Source organism: Deltaproteobacteria bacterium GWC2_55_46 (assembly GCA_001595385.3).
Classification (GTDB): domain Bacteria; phylum Desulfobacterota; class GWC2-55-46; order GWC2-55-46; family GWC2-55-46; genus UBA5799.
In genome coordinates this window covers 2,276,876-2,297,586 of the sequence record LVEI03000001.1, presented here as the reverse complement: position 1 = coordinate 2,297,586, position 20,711 = coordinate 2,276,876, and the positions used below count along the sequence as shown (strand labels likewise).

The window sequence follows — 20,711 nt, the reverse complement described above, 5'->3', positions numbered from 1 at the left end:
TGGCTTCCTGACAAAAAAAGCATGGGGGAGAATGTCCCTCCCCCATGCTTGCGACTAGTGTTTACAACAGGCGCAACGCCGGTTAACGGCTTTGCGCTTACTGCCGGACTACTGACCGCCGGTCCAAGTGTTCTTTGCGGTGTCCCACCAGGTGCCGCCGCTGGTGCCATAGTCATACCTCTCAGCGCCCTTCCTGGTGTAGTAATACCAGTTGATGATGAAGGCGTACGCGTAGAAGATGGACGCGCCGATGAAGAACGGGATGGCGCTGCCAGTCTTCGTTATCGCCATTCCAATGAGCGAGGCGAAGATGAACGGTCCGAAGGCCGCCCACGCGCCTGTCCATCCGAGCATCTGAGCGCCCTTAGCGGGCGAGTACGCGAAGACTATCGGGTACTGGCGGAAGGTCGCGGCGTTGTTTATGCCCGTCATAAGGAATATCCAGAGCATGATGTAGACGAACACCGGGAACTTATCAAGCCCCGACGGAGTGAGATAGCCGCCGAATATCAACGCAATACAGCCCGCTATCTGGCCAAGGAGGCACCAGTGCATGCCCTTGCTGCCGCCGATCTTGTCGAATATCCAGCCGGTGGCGGCGCGGGAGAGGCCGCCGATGAGCGGGCCGAAGAAGGCGAACTTCAAGGGGTCCGGCGCGCCGTCAAAGCCGCCGTAGATGACCTTTATCATCATCGGGAAAGCGGCCGCGTAACCGGAGAACGAACCGAATGACGCGATATAGGTTATGGTGCAGTTCCAGGAATGAGTGAGCGCCCTATTCTTGGTGCTCAGTATCTCAAACTGCCTCTTGAAGTTGCCGCCCTTGAACCCGAGCGCGGCCGGGTCTATTGACTTGAGGAATATGACCGAGAGGATAAAGGCCAGGATCAACAGCGGCACATACCAGAAAGCCGCGTTCTGTACCCACATGTCCTTCTTGACGACCTTCTTTACGGCTACGTCGGTGACCGAGCCGGAAGCGTCCCTCTTGAGGTCTAACTTCATGTTCTTGGTAGCGTCGGTCTCCTGGAAGAGCACGTCCTTGACCACACCGCCATCTTTCGTAACGGTTATGGCGCTTGCCAGGGCCGGATTTTTAAGCACAATATCGGTGACAACGCCGGATGCGTCTTTTGTGACCGCGACGTCCTTAAGAACGTCGATCTTTGTAAAGAGCTGGGGCACGCCGTAGGCGCCGCCTATGATCGAGAAGCTTACTATCCAGGGCGTGACGAACTGTACGACGCTCACGCCGAAATTGCCTATGCCGGCCTGGATGCCCATCGCGAGCCCCTGCAGCCTCTTCGGGAAGAAGATGCTGGTCGAGGGCATGTACGCCGAGAAGTCTCCTCCGCCCAAGCCGCTCAGGAAGCCGATTATCATGAAGGTGCTCCACGGCGTGCTGGTGTCCTGCACCGCGAAGCCGAGCCATATCATGGGGAAGATCTTGATGATCGTAGTAATGCTTATGACCGGCCTCGTCCCCAGGACGGGGATGAAGTAGGAGTAGATCAGCCTCAATATGCCGGAGGCGAACCCAGGTATGGCCGCAAGCCAGAAGAGCTCCATGGAAGAGAACTTGAAGCCTATGTTCGGAAGCCTGACGACCACGGCGCTCATGACGAACCACGTGGTGAAGGAAAATACCAGCGAGAATGTAGTTATCCCGCATGTGGTCCATCCGATCTTGCTGCCGGTCTCGCGCCAGAACTGTTCGTTCTCCGGCTCCCATCTCGTTATCTTGGACATGTGCAGATATCTCCTTTTTAACTTATTTCATGGCTGAGAACGATATAAAATTGCGTCGCGGAAGAGTAGTCCCATGGTAGCTTAAAAAAAAAGGGGGTGGATACTTTGTACCCACCCCCTCCCCGTTACTTGTACTGGACGATATTTGTTGTGGCCCCGCCCCTCCTGTACCACCTTACGACCTGATAAGGCCGCACGAGATACTTGTAGGGGTTGAGGACCACGAAGTGCGCCAGCCTTGAGAAGGGCACAAGGCCGATGAAGACGAGCGCGTTGAATATATGAGCCTTCGTGAGAAGCGGCAGCCCAGCCACATAATCTACGTTCGGCTGGAGCTTGATGATCGACCACATCCAGGGTACAGCCGAGGCTACGAACCAGTTGGAGCCCCACCTGTAAAGGATGGCGGTACCCACGCCGGTAAGGACCTGGATGAGCAGGATGATGAGCACCAGCACGTCCCAGCCGGAGGTCACAGCCTTCACCCTGGAGTTCGTAAGTCTCCTGTAGATAAGGGCAAGAAGGCCGAAGAGGGCCAGCAAGCCGAACGCGAGCGCCGTGAGCTCAAGTATGTAGAGCCTCAAGGGCACCGAGTTCCACAGGACGATGCTCTGCGGTACGAAAAGACCGATTATGTGGCCCAAGAGGATCGTTATGATGCCGTAGTGCCAGGGGAACGACCCGAAGAAGAGGGTCTTGTTCTCGAGGAACTGCGACGACTGCGACGACCACGAGTACTTATTGGTTCTGAATCTCCAGATTGCGCCGACGATAGCCGTCATCAAAAGTATGTACGGCACAACGCCGAATAGGACCTTGTCCATTATCTATCCTCCTTTTACATCTTTGTCGATGATTCTGTATATCGCGTTAATGAGGTGCCAGTAGAGGTTCTTCTTATTTCTCTCGAAGTTTTTCTGGAGCTTCTCCAGCGCCCTGACCAGAAAAGTCTCCCTGAAGTCCTTCTTAAGCTCCTCGTTTTCACAGAAGCCCAGGAAGTAGAGTATCACGGGAAGATGGTCGGGCAGCTCGCCCTTCGAAAAATCATCGACCTGAAAACCGTTCTGCTGATACATCCCCTTGATGCTTGCCAGGCTGTTCGAGCGCCTGAAGCCGTCATAGATGTGATAACCCATGTCCAGCGTAAAGTCGCTCGTAAGCTCAAAGGTATAGGAGTAGATCCCACGGAGGTCGTCCATGGAGATGTGCTCCAGGTCCTTCTGAAACTTCTTGAGCTCCTCGACCACCTCGGGGGGATATTGCTCCAGGCCCGCGAGTGCGTTTACGCACTCGGCGGCCCTGAGCTTTATATCCTCACCCGGGTATTCAAGCAGCCCGGCGAGAAGGTTGTATATGTGTTTTGCTTTTCCCATCGCTTCTTTTTACCACTGCCTCGATACGAGTTCCTGCTTCTTGGCGCCGAAGCCGACCGTACCCCTCTTCTCGTACATGGTCCTGGGGTCGACCGTGGTCATCGTCTCGCGGTGGGTCTCGGGGATCACGAACCTCTCCTGGAAGGTGCCGAGGATCAGGAGCTTGAAGATCTCGGCGGCGTCCTCAGGGGTGAGGCCGACGGAAGCAAGGGCGGCCTTCGCGGCGCTCTCGCCTATATCGCCAACCCTCTGCTGGCGCATCCAGAGCCTTACGGCCATCTGCTTCTTGAGAGACTCTATGACCGCCTGCTCGTTGCCCGCGGAAAGGAGGTTCGCAAGGTACCTTACCGGGACCCTCATCTTGTCTAACGAGTAGAAGAACTCGACAGACTCGGGGTCGAACATGCCGCCGTTCTCGGCCTTCGCGTTGTGAAGGACCGGCGAAAGGGGCGGCAGGTAGAAGTTCATGGGCAGAGTCCTGAACTCCGGATGGTTCGGCAACGCTATGCGCCACTTCTTGAAGAGGTTGTAAGCTGGCGAGTTCTGGGCCGCTATGATCCAGTTCTCGTCTATGCCCTGCTTGCGAGCCTCTTCAATGACCCTCGGGTCGTTCGGGTCGAGGATGATGTCCCTCATGGCGTCCACGAGCCTTTCGTCCGGGCTCTTGGCCACTTCCTCTATCCTGTCGGCGTCGTAGAATATGACGCCGACGAACCTGATCCTGCCGGTGCAGGCATGGGCGCAGGCGTTAGGCTGGCCCGTCTCGGTCCTCGGGAAGCAGAATATGCACTTCTCGCTCTTGCCGTTCGCCCAGTTGTAGTAGGGCTTCTTGTACGGGCAAGCGCTCACGCAGAACCTCCAGGCGCGGCAGGTGTCCTGGTCGATAAGGACTATGCCGTCCTCGCCCCTCTTGTAAATGGCGCCTGACGGGCAGGAGGCCACGCAAGCGGGGTTGAGGCAATGGTTGCATATCCTCGGAAGGTAGAAGAAGAAGAGCTTGTGGAACTTGGTCAAAAGCTCCTTCTGCGATTCCGACAGCCCCTTCAGGTTCGGGTCATTGGCGGCGTAAAGCGGGCTGCCGCCCATGTCGTCGTCCCAGTTCGGGCCCAGGACTATCTTCTCCATGAAGTCGCCGGTGATGAGCGACTTCGGCCTCGCTACCGGCTGGTCGTCGCCAGCCGGAGCGTTGAAGAGGTGCTGATAGTCATAGGTGAACGGCTCGTAGTAATCGTCGATCGTCGGAAGATTGGGCTGGAAGAATATGTTCGCCAGCGTCCTTATCTTGCCGGGGCCCTTGAGGAGCTTGAGCCTTAAAGACCCGCCGGATACTTCCCAGCCGCCCCTGTACCTGTCCTGGTCTTCCCAGGTCAGAGGGTAGCCGGCGCCGGGCTTCGTCTCTACGTTGTTCCACCACATGTACTCGGCGCCCCTGCGGGATGTCCAGACGTTCTTGCAGGACACGCTGCAGGTATGGCAGCCGATGCATTTATCCAAATGAAAACTCATTGAAAGCTGTGCTCTGAGATCCATATTACCACTTCACCTCCTGGTTTCTCATTTTTCTCACCAGCACCGTAGTGTCCCTGATGACGACGATCGGGCCCCAGGCGTTGAAGCCGTAGGAGAACTGACCGTATCCGCCGGTAAGGAGCTGCGGTTTGAGCCTCATCCTGGTGAGCGAGTTGTGGAACCCGCCCCTGATCTTGTTCCTCTGCTCCGCCTTCGGGATGTTGATGGTCCTTTCCTGAGAGTGGTACGCAAAGGTAGACCCGGTTGGGATCCTGGCGCTTACGACCGCGCGGGCCACATAGACTCCGTTGTCGTTGTAGGCCTCGATCCAGTCGTTGTCCTTGATGCCCACGCTCTCGGCGTCCCTGTCGTTGAGCCAGATGGAGTTACCGCCCCTTGACAGGGTGAGCATGCGGAGGTTGTCGTAGTGGGTAGAGTGTATGGCCCACTTGCTGTGAGGAGTTATATAGTTCAGATGGAGCGCGTCGGTCCTGTCGGACTTCTGGACCTCGTTCATCTTGGCCGGGTTCAGCCTGTACTTGGCGGTCGAAAGGGCCTCGCCGAAGTCAAGGTAGACCGGGTGATCGAGGTAGAAGTGCTGACGTCCGGTGAGCGTCCTCCAGGGCATGAGCTGCTCGGTCTGATGTGTCCAGGTGCCGTATGCCCTGCCCCTCCTGGTGTCGCCTGTCCAGAGCGGGCTGGTGAGCCACCTCTTCGGCTGAGCTACGATGTCGTCGTAGGTCATCGAGACGTTCCTGCTGCCGCTGGCCATCTCGTGCGCGAGACCATGGACCCTCTCGTCCGGTATGAGGTACTTGATACCGGGGTGGACGGCCTTGGCCTGCCTCCTCGCCTCGAGGTAGTCATCCTTGGTGAGACCGGTATGGTGCTCTTCCTCCCACCACTGCCTGAAAGATACCTCTCCGTTAGTGGTGCCGGAGAAGGCGAGGACGAAGTTGGCCGCGTCCTTGGCTGTCTCGATCGAGATGAGCTTCTGTCCGTTGACCTCCTTCTTCTCGATGTGCTCCTGGTTCAAGTAGTCCTCGTAGAGCTCCTTGCCGTCGAGCATGATGCCGTGGAAGCCGTACTTGGTCTTCTGCAGCGGTCCTACTGCCGTGTACATCTTATCGATGTTGGCGTAGTCCCTTTCGACGATGGTGAAGCTCTGCGTGGTCTTGCCCGGGATGATCTCGCACTCGCCCTTCTTCCAGTCCTGCACGCCGTTCAACGCGGGCTGGGCTATCTCGCCAGGGGTGTCGTGCATGAGCGGGGACATTACGATGTCCTTCACAGGCTTGGAGAAGTGCTTCTTCGCTATCTCCGAGAACTTCTTGGAGATGAACTTGAAGGCTTCCCAGTCGCTCTTGGCTTCCCAGCTCGGGGAAACGGCCGCGCCCATCGGGTGGACGAAGGAGTGGAGCTCTGTGGTGTTGATGTCCTCCTTCTCGTACCAGTGGGCCGTCGGGAGCACTATGTCGCAGTACAGAGGAGTGGTGTTCATACGCATGTTGAGGTCGACCAGCAGGTCGAGCTTTCCAAGCGGGGACTCCCTGTACTTCATTTCCTTCACGTGCGGCTTCGCTACTTCATCGGCGATGAGGTTGTTGTGCGTTCCGAGGACGTACTTGAAGAAGTACTCCTGGCCCCTCGCGGATGAACCGAGCGCGTTCGCCCTCCATATGAACCAGACCCTCGGCCAGTTCTCAGGCGCGTCCGGGTCCTGCATGGCGAACTCGAGCTGTCCGCTCTTGAGCTGTTTCACGACGTAGTCGATTATCTCGGCGTCGCTCTTCGCGCCCGCCTTCTGGGCCTCTTCGCACAGAGCTATCGAGCTCTTGTTGAACTGCGGATAGCACGGCATCCAGCCCAGCCTTACCGCCCTGACGTTGTAGTCGACGGTGTGCTGGAACTCGAGCGCGTTCTTGTCCGGGACGTTGTGGTACTCGCTTATCGCGCCGTCGAACTTGAACATCTGCGTGTTGATGTACCAGAAGCTCGGGTTGTTCATGAGCCTCGGGGGCCTGTTCCAGTCGAGCGAATGGGCTATCTGGCCCCATGAGTCGAACGGAGCGAGCTTTTCCTGTCCGACGTAGTGCTGGAGTCCGCCGCCGTTCCTGCCCACGCATCCGCAGAGCATGAGGGCGTCCATCGCCGTCCTGTACAACAGGTTCGAGTGGTACCAGTGGTTGTAGCTGGAACCGGTTATTATCATCGTGCGGCCCTTGGTCACTTCCGAGTTGGCAGCGAACTCGCGGGCTACCTGGATGATGGTGTCGCGGCCTATGCCGGTGTACTTCTCCTGCCAGGCCGGAGAGAACCCTCTCTCGTCGTTGTAGTCCTTGCAGTAATCGCCGGAAAGGCCCTTCCTCGCGACACCGCACTGGGCGATCTTGAGGTCGAAGACGGTAGTGACGGCGACCTTGCCTTCCTTGGTCTGCACGTACCTTACCGGCACCTGCCTCTTGTACTTCTCAGGCTTGTCTACCTCGTAGAAGTTGACCTCAATGGCGTCTTCCTTATGGTCGAGGACGCTCAGGGAGGGGTTGATGTTCTTCTGGGTCTTGGCTTCCCTCAAAAGGAGGTTCCACTTGCCATGGCTGTGGTGCTCCTTGGGCCACCTGTAGCCCATGCTGCCGTTTACGACTACGGCCTTGCTGGTGGTCTCGTCCCACATGCAGAACTTCCACTCCGGGTTGTCCTCTCCGTCATACTCGGAAAGGTCGCAAGCGCGGAGGAACCTGCCCTGCTCCCAGCCGTCCTTGCCCTTCTCGAGCTTGACGAGCATCGGGAGGTCGGTGAACTGCCTGGTGTAGGCCTCGAAGTACGGGACCTTCCTGTCTACGAAAAACTCCTTCAGGATGACGTGCTTTACGCCCATCCAGAAGTTGGAGTCCGAACCTGGCTTCACGGGCACCCACAGGTCGGCGTACTTGGTGACCTGCGAGTAGTCCGGGGCGCAGACAACGAGCTTCGCTCCACCGTGCCTGAGCTCGGAGACGAAGTGGCAGTCGGCGGTCCTGGTCATGTTGGGGTTGGCGCCGGTTATGACGCAATAGCCGGTGTTGTACCAGTCGGCGCTCTCGCACGCGTCTGTCTGCTCGCCCCATACCTCGGGCTCCGCGTTCGGGAGGTCGGTGTAATAGTCATAGAAACTCAGGTGCACGCCGCCGATGAGCTGGTTGTAGCGCGCGCCCGAAGCGTAGCTGATCTGGGACATGGCCGGGATCGGCGAGAAGGCGATGATCCTGTCCGGGCCGTACTTCTTGATGGTGTGTATGTGGGCCGAGGTGATTATCTCGGCGGCGGTGTCCCAGTCGAACCTGCGGAATCCGCCCTTGCCCCTTGACCACTTGATCTTCTTGTGGAGCTCGGCATTGTCGACGATCGACCTCCATGCCTCGACAGGGTCGGAGTGCTTGGCCCTGGCTTCCTTCCAGGCATCGAGGAGTACGCCGCGGACGTAAGGATACTTGATCCTCACAGGGCTGTAAACGTACCATGAAGCGGATATGCCCCTCTGGCAGCCCCTCGGCTCGTAAGGCGGTATAGACTGGTCGAGCTTCGGGTAATCGACGGCCTGGAGCTCCCAGGTGATGATGCCGTCTTTCACGTAGACCATCCAGGAACAGCCACCTGTGCAGTTGTTGCCATGGGTGGACCTTACGGTCTTGTCATACTGCCAGCGGTTCCTGTAATATTCTTCCCAACCCCTTTTACCGGGGTTTATCTCATCTTGGATCCAAGTAGCCATCTAATTACCTCCCTCCTTTTCCGCCGTAGTTTCTCCACAGGGCATCATGGGCGGTGCCTTTATTCCTGTTCCTGTACCTTCCGCTCCAGATAATATTGAAGACAATCAGTATTCCAACGAAACCGCCTAAGCCTATGATGGTGAAAGTTCCGGTCGACGAGGCCTTCACCTCTGCCTTTGCCTGCTCCTCGAAGAAGGCCCTAAGGTGGGAGACCTCTTCATCAGAGACGTTCTTGTTGCTGAAAACGGGGGCCATTACGGGGGACCCGGCGTTTATCCATGCCGCGCTGAGAAGAGGTTTCTTCGACTCGTCGGCATAGACCTTGGTCAGGTCGGGACCAAGCCTTCCTCCGCCGAGCTCACCTACTCCGGCGCTGTGGCAGGATATGCATGCGGGGGCTCCGCTGGCGAACGCCTTCTGGCCGGTGAAGTACATCTTGCCAAGAGCGGCATCGCCGGACTCGGCCGGTGCGGCAGCAACGACTGCCTCAGCCGGCGCGGCGGCAGCAGGATCCTGGGCCGCGTCCTGGGCAGATGCCTTTACAGGCGCGATGCCGGCGACGAGACTCAGCGCAAAACCGAGCTGCAGTCCTTTTACCAAGATTTTCTTACAACTCCTAAACTCCATACCCTACACCTCCTTTACCGCTGCTTGCTTTTTTTACCTATGTACCGTCATAGATAACCGTTTAACCCTGTATATACTCCATGGACCTCAGTCGGCCCGGATGCGCCTTAGCCCATCTCTGGTGGGGAGGCTGCGCGCGCACCCGCCTTGAGAAGACGGGTTTGTTGCCGAAAGATGCCATGGGTTGAAAAGATTAAGAGGCGAGGATTGATGCTTCGAGATCACCTCTGGCGAGATTGAGCGTTACTTTCAGGTTCTCCAGCCCCTTGCTCCCGGACAACTTGGTTCTCCTGTGCGAATGGGGCGCAGACGGCAATTCCGGAGCCCTGTCTTTAGAGCGGAACTCGATCGTCTCTTTCCTGTTGGAAGCGAACTCTTCGATGGCGCTTATCGTATCGGAGCCTTTGGACGGAAGCGACCCAAGGACCTTTCCGAGCCTGTCCATGGCGCTTGCCGTTCTCTTTTCAGCCGCGTCCACGGCCAGGCGCCTTTCAGGGGAGCCTGAGGACATATTAAGAGATGCCCTGTTTTCAAAGCCGCGCCTTTTCCATACCGCCGTAAGTGTGCGCATGGCGGCCGTGTATATCAGGCACTGGCAGAAGCGTGGAAGCTTTTTTATGATCCTATAACGCACCAGTGTAGAGACCTCCGAACGAGCTTTCAGGACCAGACGAAAAGATGCGCATACCTGCGGCCTGGGCCCCTGAGCCCTTGAGCGTAAAAACCGTTTCGATTGTGATTGAATATGCGTAAGTTAACAGATTCAGGCACACCTGTCTAGCGTTTTCTCGCATTAGCGTCTTTATTCCCCTGGACCTGTTCAATTTTCCGGTATGGCCTGGATTACAATTCACTATACATCGCTCTTAACGTATTAGTACGACCCGCGCATACCGCTTTGAAACCGCATACAAAAGGACCCGGGAAGGGCTTGGGAACGCCCCTCCCGGGATTCGGGATCAATGACCGCCGCCGCCATCCATCATCTCCCTGTCGACGCTGGAAAGCTGATACTCCTGCGAGAAGGCGCCAACCGGCTCCTTCAGGAAGAAGAAGCAGAACAGGAACGTGGCCACGACTGTGGCCCCGATGAAGTAGAAGAACTGGCTGTCGTTCACGAAGGTATAGACCGTGAGATACATGACCGCGCCAACGTTGCCGTACGCTCCAACGTAGCCGGATATCTGGCCGGTGATACGCCTCTTGACGAGGGGCACGAGGGCGTAGGTGGTCCCGCAGCCGCCGGTCACGAACATGGCGCATATTATGGTGACGACCACGGCGAGCCACAGAGGCCAGCTCGAGCTCATCATGCCCATGAGCACGAAGGATATCGCTATGCCGGCGAGATAGACCAGCATCGCGCCCCTTCTAGTCGGAGACCTGTCGGAGATATAGCCGCCAAGCGACCTTGAGAAGAAGTTCATGAAGGCGAAGACCGAACCGAAGAGACCGGCGAGCTGAGGGGTCAGGCTCCAGCCCTTCTGGAAAAAGGTCGGGAGCATGGATATGACGCCAAGCTCCGCGCCGAATGTGGCGACGTAGCAAAGGCAGAGCGCGCCCACGTCCGTGAACCTGTACCTGTCATCTTCCGGCACGCCCTTTTTAAGAATAGGCGTGTTGAAGCGGAGTATCTGGATGACCTGATAGAGCACCACCATGGCTATCACTACATAGGCTATCAGGGCCGCCTCGGAGCTCATGAAGCCCATGCCGTTGATCCTCCAGACGAGGATGGCTAGGACTCCTATGATGGGTATGGTCCAGAGAACGGCGTTTATCATGTCGCCCCAGGTGGAGACCTCTATCGCAGCACCCTTCCTCGGCTTGTGATAGACGGAGCCCACCGGGCCGTCGGTGATGGCAAACCAGTAGTAGATGCCGTAAAGCAGCATCACGAGGCCGCTTAACGCTATCGCGTACCTCCATGAGCCGAACACATTCAACGCTACGATAGGCAGCAGTATAGCGGCTATCGAGGAGCCCCAGTTGCCGAGGCCGGCCTCAACGCCCTGCGCGAAACCGATGTCCCTGGGCTTGAACCACAGCGCGGTCATGTGGATGCCGACCACGAAGCCAGTGCCGACCATGCTGAGAAGAAGCCTGGAGACGAGCATCTGAGTATAGGAGCTGGCGAAGGCGAAGGTGAAGCAGGGGATCGCGCACAGGACCATCACTATAGTGAAGGTCCTCCTGGGCCCGAGCCTGTCCGAGAGCATGCCGATAAGGACTCGACCCGGCATCGTGAGGGCCACGTTTGTTATGGCCAGTAGCTTGAGCTGCTGCATCGTGAACCCCGACTCCTGCACGATGACCGTGACGAGCGGGGCCATGTTGAACCACACGAAGAACGTAAGGAAGAAGGCGAACCATGTCTTGTGGAGGGCGATCATATCAACCCTGCCGAAGCTGAACAGGTCGCCCCAACCCATCCTTTCCGAATTCTTTGCCATTATGACCTCCGGGCGTAATTAGTACGAATTAGTACGTTTTAATAATTCGAAGAGCAGTTTCAAAAACGCTTTCGTTTTGATCGATGCATCAATGCATTACAAGGACAGGGCATTCGGCGTGCCTTATAAGGTAAGCGCTCACGCTGCCAAGGGCCATCTTCTCAAGAAGGCCAGCGCCCCTTCTGGCTACGACCAGGATATCCGGGTTTTTGTTGTCGGAAGCCTCGAGTATCATCTTCCTGGGGTCGCCTACCGCCAGGATGGCGTCAACGTTCAATCCATGCTCTACCACCCAAGTGGCGGCCTTCTTAAGGTCCTGGTCCCTCCTGCTCCGCCATTTCTCGAAGCTTTCCTCGTCCATGCTTGTAGCGTCGAGCGGCTCCTCGATCACCGTGACGAGGACTATCTCAGGCTTCTGAATCTTGAAGAGTGCTACCGTTCTCTCAAGGGCTTCCTGAGAACGTTGTGAACCATCATGGCAGACCATAATTTTCATTAAGCACCTCCGTTTTTTACGCCTGGGATTCGATCAGAGCGGCGCATCCTCTTCACAACGGCCTGCCTTTTTCCTCAACAGCAAAAGGGCATGGTGCCGCTAAAATTGTCCGGTATTCTATAAATATAGCAATCCGCGTACCAAAAATCAGCAGATCAAAGAAATGTAACCTAAGTTACCGTTTTTAAAGGTCAAAAAAAAATAGCCTGGGAATTTTGAAAGGACTTGTCTGGAAGGCACTTGTTACGAATTGGTAACGGCAGGAGGAAGGCCATCTATCTACTTCTGCGGTATCTGTAACAAAATCAGCACATTCGGATACTGTTACGATAACGTAACAGCAGTTTAGTTTCTTTCTACGGACGAGCTGGAGCCTAAACCTGCTCCAGCTCCCTCATCTTTTCCTCAAATTCCCTGCTCTTATACTCGTGTTCGACCGTAATGGACTCAAGCTCATCGAAGAGGCGGTCGATCCTGTCGCGCAGTTCATGATAGGCCTTTGACTGGGCGGTTATGTCTTCGGCATCCGCGCGCTCTGAAGCGGCAAGCAGCGCCCGACTGGCCTCTTCTGCGGCCTTTTCAAGGGTTACTATCAGCCCTTCTATCTCAGCCATCCTCTTCTCCATCGGCCCAAGCGACCTGCCTTTGGCTGATATGACCTCTGCCCTGAGCTTCCTGACCTCTTTTTTATTTACCCCCTTCTCCTTGCGCCCCCCGGCCTTTACCCCCACCGCGGATTCGCTCTCCCACCCGGCCTTATCGAGGAACTCCCTATATGTCCCATCGAAGAGGCTTACGCGCCCTCCGTCAAATACGATGAGCCTCGTGGCCAGCGCGTTGAGCATCAGCTCGCTGTGGGTCACGATGATAGCGGCGCCGCCGAAGATATCTACAGCCTCGATGAGCGAATCTATCGATTCCATATCAAGGTGGTTTGTCGGCTCATCAAGCAAAAGCAGGTTCGCCGGGCTTACGAGAAGCTTGCCGAGAAGAACTCTCGCGCGCTCGCCTCCAGAGAGGACGTCTATCTTTTTGAGCGCCGCGTCACCTTCGAACATCATGGCCCCGCAGATCTTCCTGGCAACGCCGCGGCTGTAGTCAGGGTGCGCCTCCATAAGCTCCTTCTCTATGGTATTTGAGCGGTTGAGCCTGTCTATGTTCGTCTGGCCGAAGTATGCCATGCGGGCATTCTGGTGCGCGGCAACAGTACCGTTCAAGGGCTTAAGCTCACACGCGAGCATATTAAGAAGGGTTGTCTTTCCCTTCCCGTTCTTCCCTATTATGCCTATGCGGTCGCCCTTGGCTACCGTAAAGCTCAGGTCATCAATAAGAAGAGGGCCGTCTCCTCCGTAGCCAAAGGAGAGGTCCATGGCCTCGAGCAGGTACTTGCCCTGGAAGGGAGCCTCGTTGAATTTGAAATCGAGGTCTTTGATCTCCTCAAGCTTCTGTAGCCTCTCCTTCCTCTCAAGCGCCTTTACCCTGGACTGCACGGCGCTCGCCTTGGTGGCGGAGGCCCTGAAGCGCGCGATGAACTTCTCGACATCTTTTCTCTTCCGTTCGTCATTTTGCCTTGAAAGCTCGTAGACCTCCTCTTCCATGAGTATCTGTGAATAGAGCTTCTCCGTGGGCCCGGCCACCTTCCTCACCCTGCCCCTGTGGATGCCCATCGTGTGGGTAGTGACGCTGTCCATAAAGTCGCGGTCGTGGGTTATGAGCATGAGGGCCCCGTTCCAGTCCTTCAAAAAGCGCACCAGCCAGCGTATGGAAAGTATGTCGAGGTAGTTGGTCGGCTCGTCAAGGAGAAGGACGTCAGGGTCGGCCACGAGGGCCTTGGCGAGGTTGAGCCTTACCTGATACCCGCCTGAGAGTGATAACGGGCTGGCGTCAAAGAGCTCTTCATCTATACCGAGACCCATGAGGACCGCCTCGGCCCTGTAAGTCTCGTCTATCCAGTCCTCGTTCTTGCGGAGCCCTGAGCAGGCTTCCTTGAGCACGGTGTCATGAGAGAACTGGAGCCGTTGCGACAGATGGCCGATCTTGAAATGCCTTGGCGCCGAGACCTTCCCTGAATCGGCTTCAAGCTCGCCTAAGATTATCTTGAACAGTGTTGTCTTGCCGTGGCCGTTCCTGCCTACAAGCCCGACCTTCTCTCCTGGCGAAAGACTAAAGCTTACGTCCTCAAAGAGGACCTGGCCGCCAAACGCCTTGGCAAGCCCGTTTACCTTGAGCATGAAAAGAACTCCCTTTTTTAATCCGGTTATTTTACATCAGGCGGGGCCTGTTTGGAACCGATTTTGATGTTTTACAGGCGATGAGGGGGAAACCTCCTGAGAAGTTTCCCCTTTACCCTTTCACGTATCGAATACTTACCTGTTCTCAAGCACGACCTTGATGGCCCTCTCCTCTCTGGCGTGCGAGAAGGTATCATATGCCTTCATTATCTCGGCGAGGCCGAAGTGATGCGTTACAAGCCTCTCCGGATGCAGCGCGCCGGAGGCCACGCTCTTCAAGAGCATCGGCGTCGTTACCGTATCAACGAGCCTTGTAGTAAGCGTTATATTATGCGCCCAGAGCCTCTCCATGTGCAGGTCGACGCTTTCGCCAAAGACGCCGATACTGGCTATGTGCCCTCCTGGGGCGACGATCGATTCGCATATCCCGAAGGTCTCTTTCATGCCAACGGCCTCTATGGCCACATCCACCCCCCTGCCCCCTGTAAGCCCCATTATGTCTTCAACCACCCGACCTTCCCTGCCATAGACGACCGTAGCGCCAAGCTCTCTGGCAACCGACAGCCGTGCCTCGTCAACGTCCGCCACGATTATCCTTTCAGGCGAGTAAAACTTGGCCGTAAGAAGCACCGCGAGGCCTATCGGGCCGGCGCCGATTATCGCCACCGTATCCCCGGGCTTTATCTGTCCGTTCAACACCCCGCACTCAAACGCGGTCGGGAGGACGTCAGAGAGCATCACGAACGCGTCCTCGTTCATCCCTTCCGGCAGCCTGTAGAGGCTGGTATCTGCGTAAGGTATCCGCACGTACTCGGCCTGCGTGCCGTCTATCGTGCGCCCAAGCACCCAGCCGCCGTGCTCGCAGTGCGAGTACATCCCTTTTTTGCAGTACTCGCATGAGCCGTCGGAGGTGATGCAAGAGATCAGCACCCTGTCTCCTTTCTTAAAGTTCCTTACGCCGCTCCCCACCTCGTCGATTACGCCGATGCCCTCATGGCCGAGGACCCTGCCCTCGCTCACTTCAGGCACGTCGCCCTTCAGGATATGCAGGTCGGTGCCGCATATAGTCGTCTTGAAGACACGGACGATGGCGTCCATGTCTTCCCTTACAACAGGCTTCGGCCTCTCCTCCCATGCCTTTTTTCCCGGGCCGTGATATACAAGCGCTTTCATAGCAACCTCCCTAAGGCGCACATCTCTTACTTAGCCTTCCTATTTCGAGTCTATCCCTGGGGGAGGTCTTGTCAAGATGCCGCGGCGGCTGAAAAAGTCCATCTGCATCGTTGTCTTCGTAGCTCGTCAGTAGCGGCGTACAACAAGAGTACGCCTCCTTCCTCGCTCTCGCATATGGAGCTTTTTGAGCAGCATGAATATGCGGGGATTTTTCTGTTAACAGGAGAGTTCTTCCTGGAGGGCGCTTCTGAGTATCGCTATGTTCTTATCCATATCTTCCTGACCGTATTGGACAGGATGGGAATTCCCCCATACGGGGCCGGGCCAGGCGCAATCGGTCTTTGACCTGCCTATTATATGGATGTGGAGCTGAGGGACTATGTTGCCGAGAGCGCCGATATTTATCTTGTCCGTTTTGAAGACCTTCCGGATGACTTTGGCAGCGGCAGTCATCTCCTCCATGAGGGCTGCCCTGTCCTCTTTTGAAAGGTCCTGGATTTCTGTCACCCCTTCACGCATGGGGACAAGTATGACCCAGGGGAAGGAAGAGTCGTTCATGAGGAGCGCGACCGACAACTTCAACCGGGCTATCTCTATGGTGTCATCTTTGAGGCGTTGATGGAGGGTGAACATACAAAGCCCTGGATTCTTTTTTCCTCTCCTCCATGGGGAGAGGAAAATGTCTCGATTATTTTTGTTTTGTCTTTAACAATAACAGGGTAAAGTGCGTAGCGAGCATAAGGACGGAGGAAGGAGGCTGTAGCGAGCCGAGCCCTTTACCCATTAGCGCATGGCAGTGCGCAAAAAGGCCTTACCCCATAAAATGCAATCTTAGCCTCTTCTCTCCTCCAGTATCTTCTCTACCTCTTCAAGCACCCTGTCCACTATCTCCGGTTCCTTTATCTTGCCGACAGCCTTGCCCTTTACATAGAGCATGCCTGACCCGTCGCCGCCGGCTATCCCGATATCGGCCTCGATAGCCTCTCCTGGGCCGTTTACCACGCAGCCCATTATAGCTACCTTGAGCGATTCTGTAACGCTTGAAAGCCTTCGTTCCACCTCGCTGGCTATGGCGATGCTGTCAAACTTGAGCCTGCCGCACGTCGGGCAGGATATTACGCTCACACCCCTTTTCCGTATCTCAAGGGCCTTCAATATCTCCCAGCCAGCCCGGACCTCGTCGACAGGGTCTCCTGTAAGGGAGACTCGCATGGTATCCCCTATTCCTTCCGACAGGAGTATGCCGAGCCCGGCGGCTGACTTTATCGTCCCGGTGAAAAGAGTGCCAGCCTCTGTTATCCCGATGTGAAAAGGATAATCGACCTTCCCGGCAAGAAGCCTGTAGCTCTTTACGGTAAGCGGGACGCTCGAGGCCTTGAGCGAGATCTTGATATCGCGGAAGTCCATATCCTCCAATATCGAGACATGGCGCATCGCGCTCTCAACGAGCGCCTCAGGCGTTGGGTGGCCGTACCTGGCAAGTATGTCCTTTTCCAGAGAGCCCGCGTTCACTCCTATCCTTATGGGCACGGAGCGCTCTTTCGCGCCCTTCACGACCTCTTTTATACGCGCAACCTCGCCAATATTGCCCGGGTTGATCCGGAGGCAGTCAACCCCGCCTTCGAGGCAGACGAGCGCGAGCCTCCAGTCAAAGTGTATATCCGCGATAAGGGGTATGGAGATAGCCCTTTTGATCTCCGCCACTGCCTTTGCGGCGTCCATATCAGGCACGGCTACGCGCACTATCTCGCAGCCCGCCTCCTCGAGCGCCTTTATCTGGGCTACCGTTGAGGCTACGTCGGCGGTATCGGTGTTGGTCATGGACTGTACGGTTACAGGGGCGCCGCCCCCTACCTTTACGCCGCCTATCTTTACTTCTCTGGTCTCTCTTCTTGCCATATCAAAAAATATACTACAAAACGCCACCTGTTTTCATCCAATAAATCATGGCCTTGACCGGCAACCTGAAAGGATAGTATCCTCTTTCGTAATGAAGAATATGCTGATAGAAGAGATAGCCGGGATTGGGCCGACCGAGGCGTTCCTGGCACTCCGTGGGCTTGAGCATCCCTTTGTGCTTAACGGCTCTTATTCTTCCGGGTCAAGGTATTCATACGCCGGAGCGGGGCCGCTTAAGGTCGTAAAGACAGAAGGCGGCCTCACCATGATAGATGGACGTCCATCCGGAGACCCAGACCCCTTCGAGGCCATCTCAAGAATAATCGGGGAAAACAGGTCCTCAAACGGCCCTTTTCCATTTAACTCCGGGGTGGTCGCGTACTTCTCCTATGACCTCAAGGGGCTTATCGAGCCCGGGATATCTTTCTGCGCCGGGAAAAAAGGTCTTGGCATCCCCGACTGCATGGCAGGCTTCTATGACCCGGTCTTCGTCTACGACCACCGCGAAGGCAAGGGCTTTCTTGTCTCGTCAACAGGGGACAGGCGCCGCTTCAGCTCTTTTCTGGAAAGGCTAAGGCACGGTCAATACAAAGCCGAAGCCGCCTTAAGCCGCGCGCTCGAAGTCCGCTCCGACATAACAAAAGATGAGTACATCTCTGCAATAAAAAAGGCCAAAGAGTACATAACCGCAGGGGACATCTATCAGATAAACATCTCGCAAAGGCTCTCCATCTCCTGGAGTGGCGACCCGTTCTCGCTCTACCTCTCGCTTATTGACCGCTACCCGGCGCCTTACGGGGCCTTCATGGACTATGGCGCGTTCCAGATAATCTCAAACTCGCCGGAATGCCTCCTTCGTATACGGGAAGGCATGGCTGAGACCTGCCCCATAAAAGGGACGAGGAAAAGAGGGAATACCCCTCAAGAGGACGGTTCCCTTATCGAAGAGCTCAAGGCCAGCAGAAAGGAGAGCGCCGAGCACGTCATGATAGTAGACCTTGAAAGGAACGACCTCGGACGCATCTCGGTACCTGGCACCGTCGAGGTCTCCTCTTTCGCGGCTGTGGAGACATACCCTCACCTCCATCACATGGTTTCCACCGTGCGCGGCAGGATCAAAGAGGGCATAACCGCCCCTCTGGCGCTTAAGCACCTCTTTCCAGGCGGGTCAATAACCGGGGCGCCGAAGATAAGGGCGATGGAGATAATAGACGAGCTGGAGAGGTCCGCGCGCTCTGTCTACACCGGCGGGATAGGCTGGTTCGATATCGGCGGCGGGGCTGATGTGAGCATGGCCATAAGGACAGGCATATACAGGGAAGGCGTGCTCCACCTGAGCGTTGGAGGGGGTATTGTGGCAGATTCGGTCCCTGAGGAAGAATATGATGAGACGATACTCAAGGCCAGGGACTTTTTGGAATCCCTTGGCACAGGAGGTCCTGCTTGAGACTTTATGTCCATCTGAACGGAAGGATATTGCCTGAGGAGCGTGCCTGTGTGTCGGTATTCGACAGGGGCTTGAGTTACGGGGACGGCCTTTACGAAACGCTTAAGGCATATGAAGGAGCCCCGCTTTTTTTAAAGGAGCATCTCAAAAGGCTCCGCGCGGGGGCGAGCTTTCTCGGGTTTACCAAGCGCGCGGTAATGGCTTTTGAGGGAGAACTGAAGGGCGGGGCTGTCGAAGCGCTCCTTAAGAAGAACGGCCTCGCAAGGGGTGAGGCCTACGTAAAGCTTATGATAACCAGGGGCGCTGACAAGGCGAGCCATCTTCCCACGAAGGGGATAACGCCGACCTTCATCATCATAGCCAAGCCTCTGGATACCTCCGTGCTCGCTCGCGCGCGATCAAAAGGCGTGGAAGCGGTATTCGTAGACGATATGGCCCCGGCGCTACCCGGGGTGAAATCGCTAAATTATCTCGCGAGCGTTATAGCGAAGATAAGGGCCGATAGAAAAAAGGCTTACGAGGCCATCTTCGTAAGGGAAGGATTTATAACTGAGGGCACCTCTTCGAACATATTCATGGTGAAGAACGGGAAAATACTGACGCCTCCACTTGAAAAAAACCCGTCCAAAGGGGTGCTTGCCGGCGTGACACGGGACCGGGTCATGAAGATAGCCGTAAAAAACGGCATCCCTTTGAAAGAGGCACGGATACGCCCCAGCGACATGGCGGGAGCAGACGAGGCCTTTATCACAAACTCCATTACTGACGCCGTCCCGCTCATTAAAACCGGCGGAAAGGCGGTAGGGGACGGCAGGCCAGGCCCTGTCACCAGGCAAATACAAACTCTCCTGAGCTACAGGCCATAAGCCTGTGCAGTCCTTGATTTTTCACGGCCGTTAAGTTATATTTTCGCAATGGAAATCCCAAAGGGCCAGGACTTCAATACCCCTGAAGCCAGAGAACTCTTTCAAAAAAGGCAACAACTCGCCATATTCACGGAATTGGGCAAGGCCCTCACCTCCTCCCTCGACTTGAAAGAGATCCTCAACAAGGTAATGGAGAAGATAAGCGAGCTGCTTCGGCCCAAGAACTGGTCGCTATTGCTGCGCGATGAGTCTACCGGCGAGCTCAAGTTCGAGATAGTCGTGGGCAAGGGCTCGGAGAAGCTCAAGGACCTGAGGCTCAAGCCAGGCGAGGGTGTGGCTGGCTGGGTAGCCAGGAAGAAAAAGCCTCTTCTCGTGCCAGACGTCCAGAAGGACCCTCGGTTCAGCAAAAAGGGGGACGAGGTCTCGAACTTCACGACCCAATCGATAATCTGCGTTCCTCTCATTACGCGCGGAAGGTGCCTGGGCGTAATAGAGCTCATAAACAAGGTCGAAGAGGACAAGGGCTTCTCCGAAGACGACCTCCTGGTGCTTACAACGCTCGCGGACTTTACCGCCATAGCCATTGAGAACGCCATCTTCTTCAACCGGGTGCAGGAGCTTACTATCACCGACGACCTCACCAAGCTCTACAACTCGCGCTTCCTCCACTCAAGGCTTGAGTACGAGGTAGAAAGGGCACGGAGATTCAGATACGAGCTCTCGATGATATTCCTTGACCTGGACTACTTCAAGGACGTGAACGACACGCACGGGCACCTCATCGGGAGCAAGCTCCTCAAAGAGATAGCGCAGCTCATCCTTTCGCTCACAAGGAACGTGGACATGGTCTGCAGATACGGCGGCGATGAGTTCATAGTGATGATGCCCGGGACTCCGAAAAAGAGCGCGGCACTGGTCGCCGAAAAGCTGAGAAACTCCTTCAGGGAAGCTGTTTTTCTCAAGGACGATGGCCTAAACCTTCACCTTACCGCGAGCTTTGGCGTCGCTACGTTCCCCTGGGACGCGCGGGACAAGGACGAGCTGATACAAAAGGCCGACCATGCCATGTACGACGTCAAGAACAGGACGAGGGACGGCGTGGCGGAGGCTTGACATACCGCCCGGGCCGGGTCTTT

Annotated in this window: 16 protein-coding genes; 3 read left to right on the top strand and 13 right to left on the bottom strand. The window is 56.2% G+C overall.

Going from position 1 to position 20,711, the window contains the following annotated elements; genetic code table 11:
- Window positions 1-108: 108 nt before the first annotated feature.
- From A2V21_310970 to A2V21_310910, 13 genes are all read right to left on the bottom strand, one after another.
- On the bottom strand, window positions 109-1,749 hold the full coding sequence (locus A2V21_310970; GenBank protein ID OIJ74738.1) for a hypothetical protein: 1,641 nt from the start codon (window positions 1,747-1,749) through the stop codon (window positions 109-111).
- 125 nt (window positions 1,750-1,874) lie between these two features.
- The gene (locus A2V21_310965; protein ID OIJ74737.1) at window positions 1,875-2,573 is read right to left on the bottom strand and encodes a respiratory nitrate reductase subunit gamma; all 699 of its coding nucleotides are present in this window, start codon (window positions 2,571-2,573) and stop codon (window positions 1,875-1,877) included.
- A 3-nt stretch (window positions 2,574-2,576) separates the two neighbouring features.
- Window positions 2,577-3,122: a hypothetical protein gene (locus A2V21_310960; protein OIJ74736.1), complete on the bottom strand. Its 546-nt coding sequence runs from the start codon at window positions 3,120-3,122 to the stop codon at window positions 2,577-2,579.
- Window positions 3,123-3,131: 9 nt separating this feature from the next.
- A complete protein-coding gene (locus A2V21_310955; GenBank protein ID OIJ74735.1) occupies window positions 3,132-4,652 on the bottom strand; it encodes a nitrate reductase subunit beta in 1,521 nt (506 codons plus the stop codon).
- Window position 4,653: 1 nt separating this feature from the next.
- A complete protein-coding gene (locus tag A2V21_310950; GenBank protein ID OIJ74734.1) occupies window positions 4,654-8,382 on the bottom strand; it encodes a nitrate reductase subunit alpha in 3,729 nt (1,242 codons plus the stop codon).
- A 4-nt stretch (window positions 8,383-8,386) separates the two neighbouring features.
- The gene (locus A2V21_310945; GenBank protein ID OIJ74733.1) at window positions 8,387-9,010 is read right to left on the bottom strand and encodes a hypothetical protein; all 624 of its coding nucleotides are present in this window, start codon (window positions 9,008-9,010) and stop codon (window positions 8,387-8,389) included.
- A 193-nt stretch (window positions 9,011-9,203) separates the two neighbouring features.
- Window positions 9,204-9,644, bottom strand: coding sequence for a hypothetical protein (locus tag A2V21_310940; GenBank protein ID OIJ74732.1), 441 nt, complete (start codon window positions 9,642-9,644; stop codon window positions 9,204-9,206).
- Window positions 9,645-9,969: 325 nt separating this feature from the next.
- Window positions 9,970-11,442 (bottom strand): MFS transporter, encoded by a 1,473-nt coding sequence (locus tag A2V21_310935; GenBank protein OIJ75157.1) that lies wholly within the window; start codon window positions 11,440-11,442, stop codon window positions 9,970-9,972.
- Between the two features lie 109 nt (window positions 11,443-11,551).
- Complete coding sequence (locus A2V21_310930) at window positions 11,552-11,959, bottom strand: hypothetical protein (protein ID OIJ74731.1); 408 nt, start codon at window positions 11,957-11,959, stop codon at window positions 11,552-11,554.
- 374 nt (window positions 11,960-12,333) lie between these two features.
- On the bottom strand, window positions 12,334-14,190 hold the full coding sequence (locus A2V21_310925; GenBank protein ID OIJ74730.1) for an ABC transporter ATP-binding protein: 1,857 nt from the start codon (window positions 14,188-14,190) through the stop codon (window positions 12,334-12,336).
- 135 nt (window positions 14,191-14,325) lie between these two features.
- Window positions 14,326-15,363, bottom strand: a complete 1,038-nt coding sequence (locus tag A2V21_310920) for an alcohol dehydrogenase (protein OIJ74729.1) — start codon at window positions 15,361-15,363, stop codon at window positions 14,326-14,328.
- Window positions 15,364-15,579: 216 nt separating this feature from the next.
- A complete protein-coding gene (locus tag A2V21_310915) occupies window positions 15,580-15,996 on the bottom strand; it encodes a hypothetical protein (protein ID OIJ74728.1) in 417 nt (138 codons plus the stop codon).
- 198 nt (window positions 15,997-16,194) lie between these two features.
- Entirely contained in the window at window positions 16,195-17,262 is a 1,068-nt protein-coding gene (locus A2V21_310910) for a 4-hydroxy-3-methylbut-2-en-1-yl diphosphate synthase (GenBank protein ID OIJ74727.1), read from the bottom strand.
- Window positions 17,263-17,353: 91 nt separating this feature from the next.
- Between A2V21_310910 and A2V21_310905 the strand changes: the two genes are divergently transcribed.
- The 3 genes from A2V21_310905 to A2V21_310895 are packed head-to-tail and all read left to right on the top strand — an operon-like array spanning window position 17,354 to window position 20,688.
- Entirely contained in the window at window positions 17,354-18,709 is a 1,356-nt protein-coding gene (locus A2V21_310905) for an aminodeoxychorismate synthase, component I (GenBank protein ID OIJ74726.1), read from the top strand.
- Window positions 18,706-19,575 carry a hypothetical protein gene (locus A2V21_310900; protein ID OIJ74725.1) on the top strand — a complete coding sequence of 290 codons (870 nt, stop codon included), beginning with the start codon at window positions 18,706-18,708 and terminating at the stop codon, window positions 19,573-19,575. The genes A2V21_310905 and A2V21_310900 overlap by 4 nt, the downstream gene beginning before the upstream one ends.
- A 48-nt stretch (window positions 19,576-19,623) precedes the next feature.
- Window positions 19,624-20,688 (top strand): hypothetical protein, encoded by a 1,065-nt coding sequence (locus tag A2V21_310895; GenBank protein OIJ74724.1) that lies wholly within the window; start codon window positions 19,624-19,626, stop codon window positions 20,686-20,688.
- Window positions 20,689-20,711 lie beyond the last annotated feature (23 nt).

Excerpts from the sequence above, each read along its gene's own strand:
- A2V21_310930 (OIJ74731.1), bottom strand. The coding sequence starts at position 11,959 with ATGAAAATTATGGTCTGCCATGATGGTTCACAACGTTCTCAGGAAGCC.
- A2V21_310895 (OIJ74724.1), top strand. The coding sequence starts at position 19,624 with ATGGAAATCCCAAAGGGCCAGGACTTCAATACCCCTGAAGCCAGAGAA.
- A2V21_310915 (OIJ74728.1), bottom strand. The coding sequence starts at position 15,996 with ATGTTCACCCTCCATCAACGCCTCAAAGATGACACCATAGAGATAGCC.
- A2V21_310910 (OIJ74727.1), bottom strand. The coding sequence starts at position 17,262 with ATGGCAAGAAGAGAGACCAGAGAAGTAAAGATAGGCGGCGTAAAGGTA.
- A2V21_310965 (OIJ74737.1), bottom strand. The coding sequence starts at position 2,573 with ATGGACAAGGTCCTATTCGGCGTTGTGCCGTACATACTTTTGATGACG.
- A2V21_310960 (OIJ74736.1), bottom strand. The coding sequence starts at position 3,122 with ATGGGAAAAGCAAAACACATATACAACCTTCTCGCCGGGCTGCTTGAA.
- A2V21_310905 (OIJ74726.1), top strand. The coding sequence starts at position 17,354 with ATGAAGAATATGCTGATAGAAGAGATAGCCGGGATTGGGCCGACCGAG.
- A2V21_310925 (OIJ74730.1), bottom strand. The coding sequence starts at position 14,190 with ATGCTCAAGGTAAACGGGCTTGCCAAGGCGTTTGGCGGCCAGGTCCTC.
- A2V21_310950 (OIJ74734.1), bottom strand. The coding sequence starts at position 8,382 with ATGGCTACTTGGATCCAAGATGAGATAAACCCCGGTAAAAGGGGTTGG.
- A2V21_310920 (OIJ74729.1), bottom strand. The coding sequence starts at position 15,363 with ATGAAAGCGCTTGTATATCACGGCCCGGGAAAAAAGGCATGGGAGGAG.
- A2V21_310935 (OIJ75157.1), bottom strand. The coding sequence starts at position 11,442 with ATGGGTTGGGGCGACCTGTTCAGCTTCGGCAGGGTTGATATGATCGCC.
- A2V21_310945 (OIJ74733.1), bottom strand. The coding sequence starts at position 9,010 with ATGGAGTTTAGGAGTTGTAAGAAAATCTTGGTAAAAGGACTGCAGCTC.
- A2V21_310955 (OIJ74735.1), bottom strand. The coding sequence starts at position 4,652 with ATGGATCTCAGAGCACAGCTTTCAATGAGTTTTCATTTGGATAAATGC.
- A2V21_310970 (OIJ74738.1), bottom strand. The coding sequence starts at position 1,749 with ATGTCCAAGATAACGAGATGGGAGCCGGAGAACGAACAGTTCTGGCGC.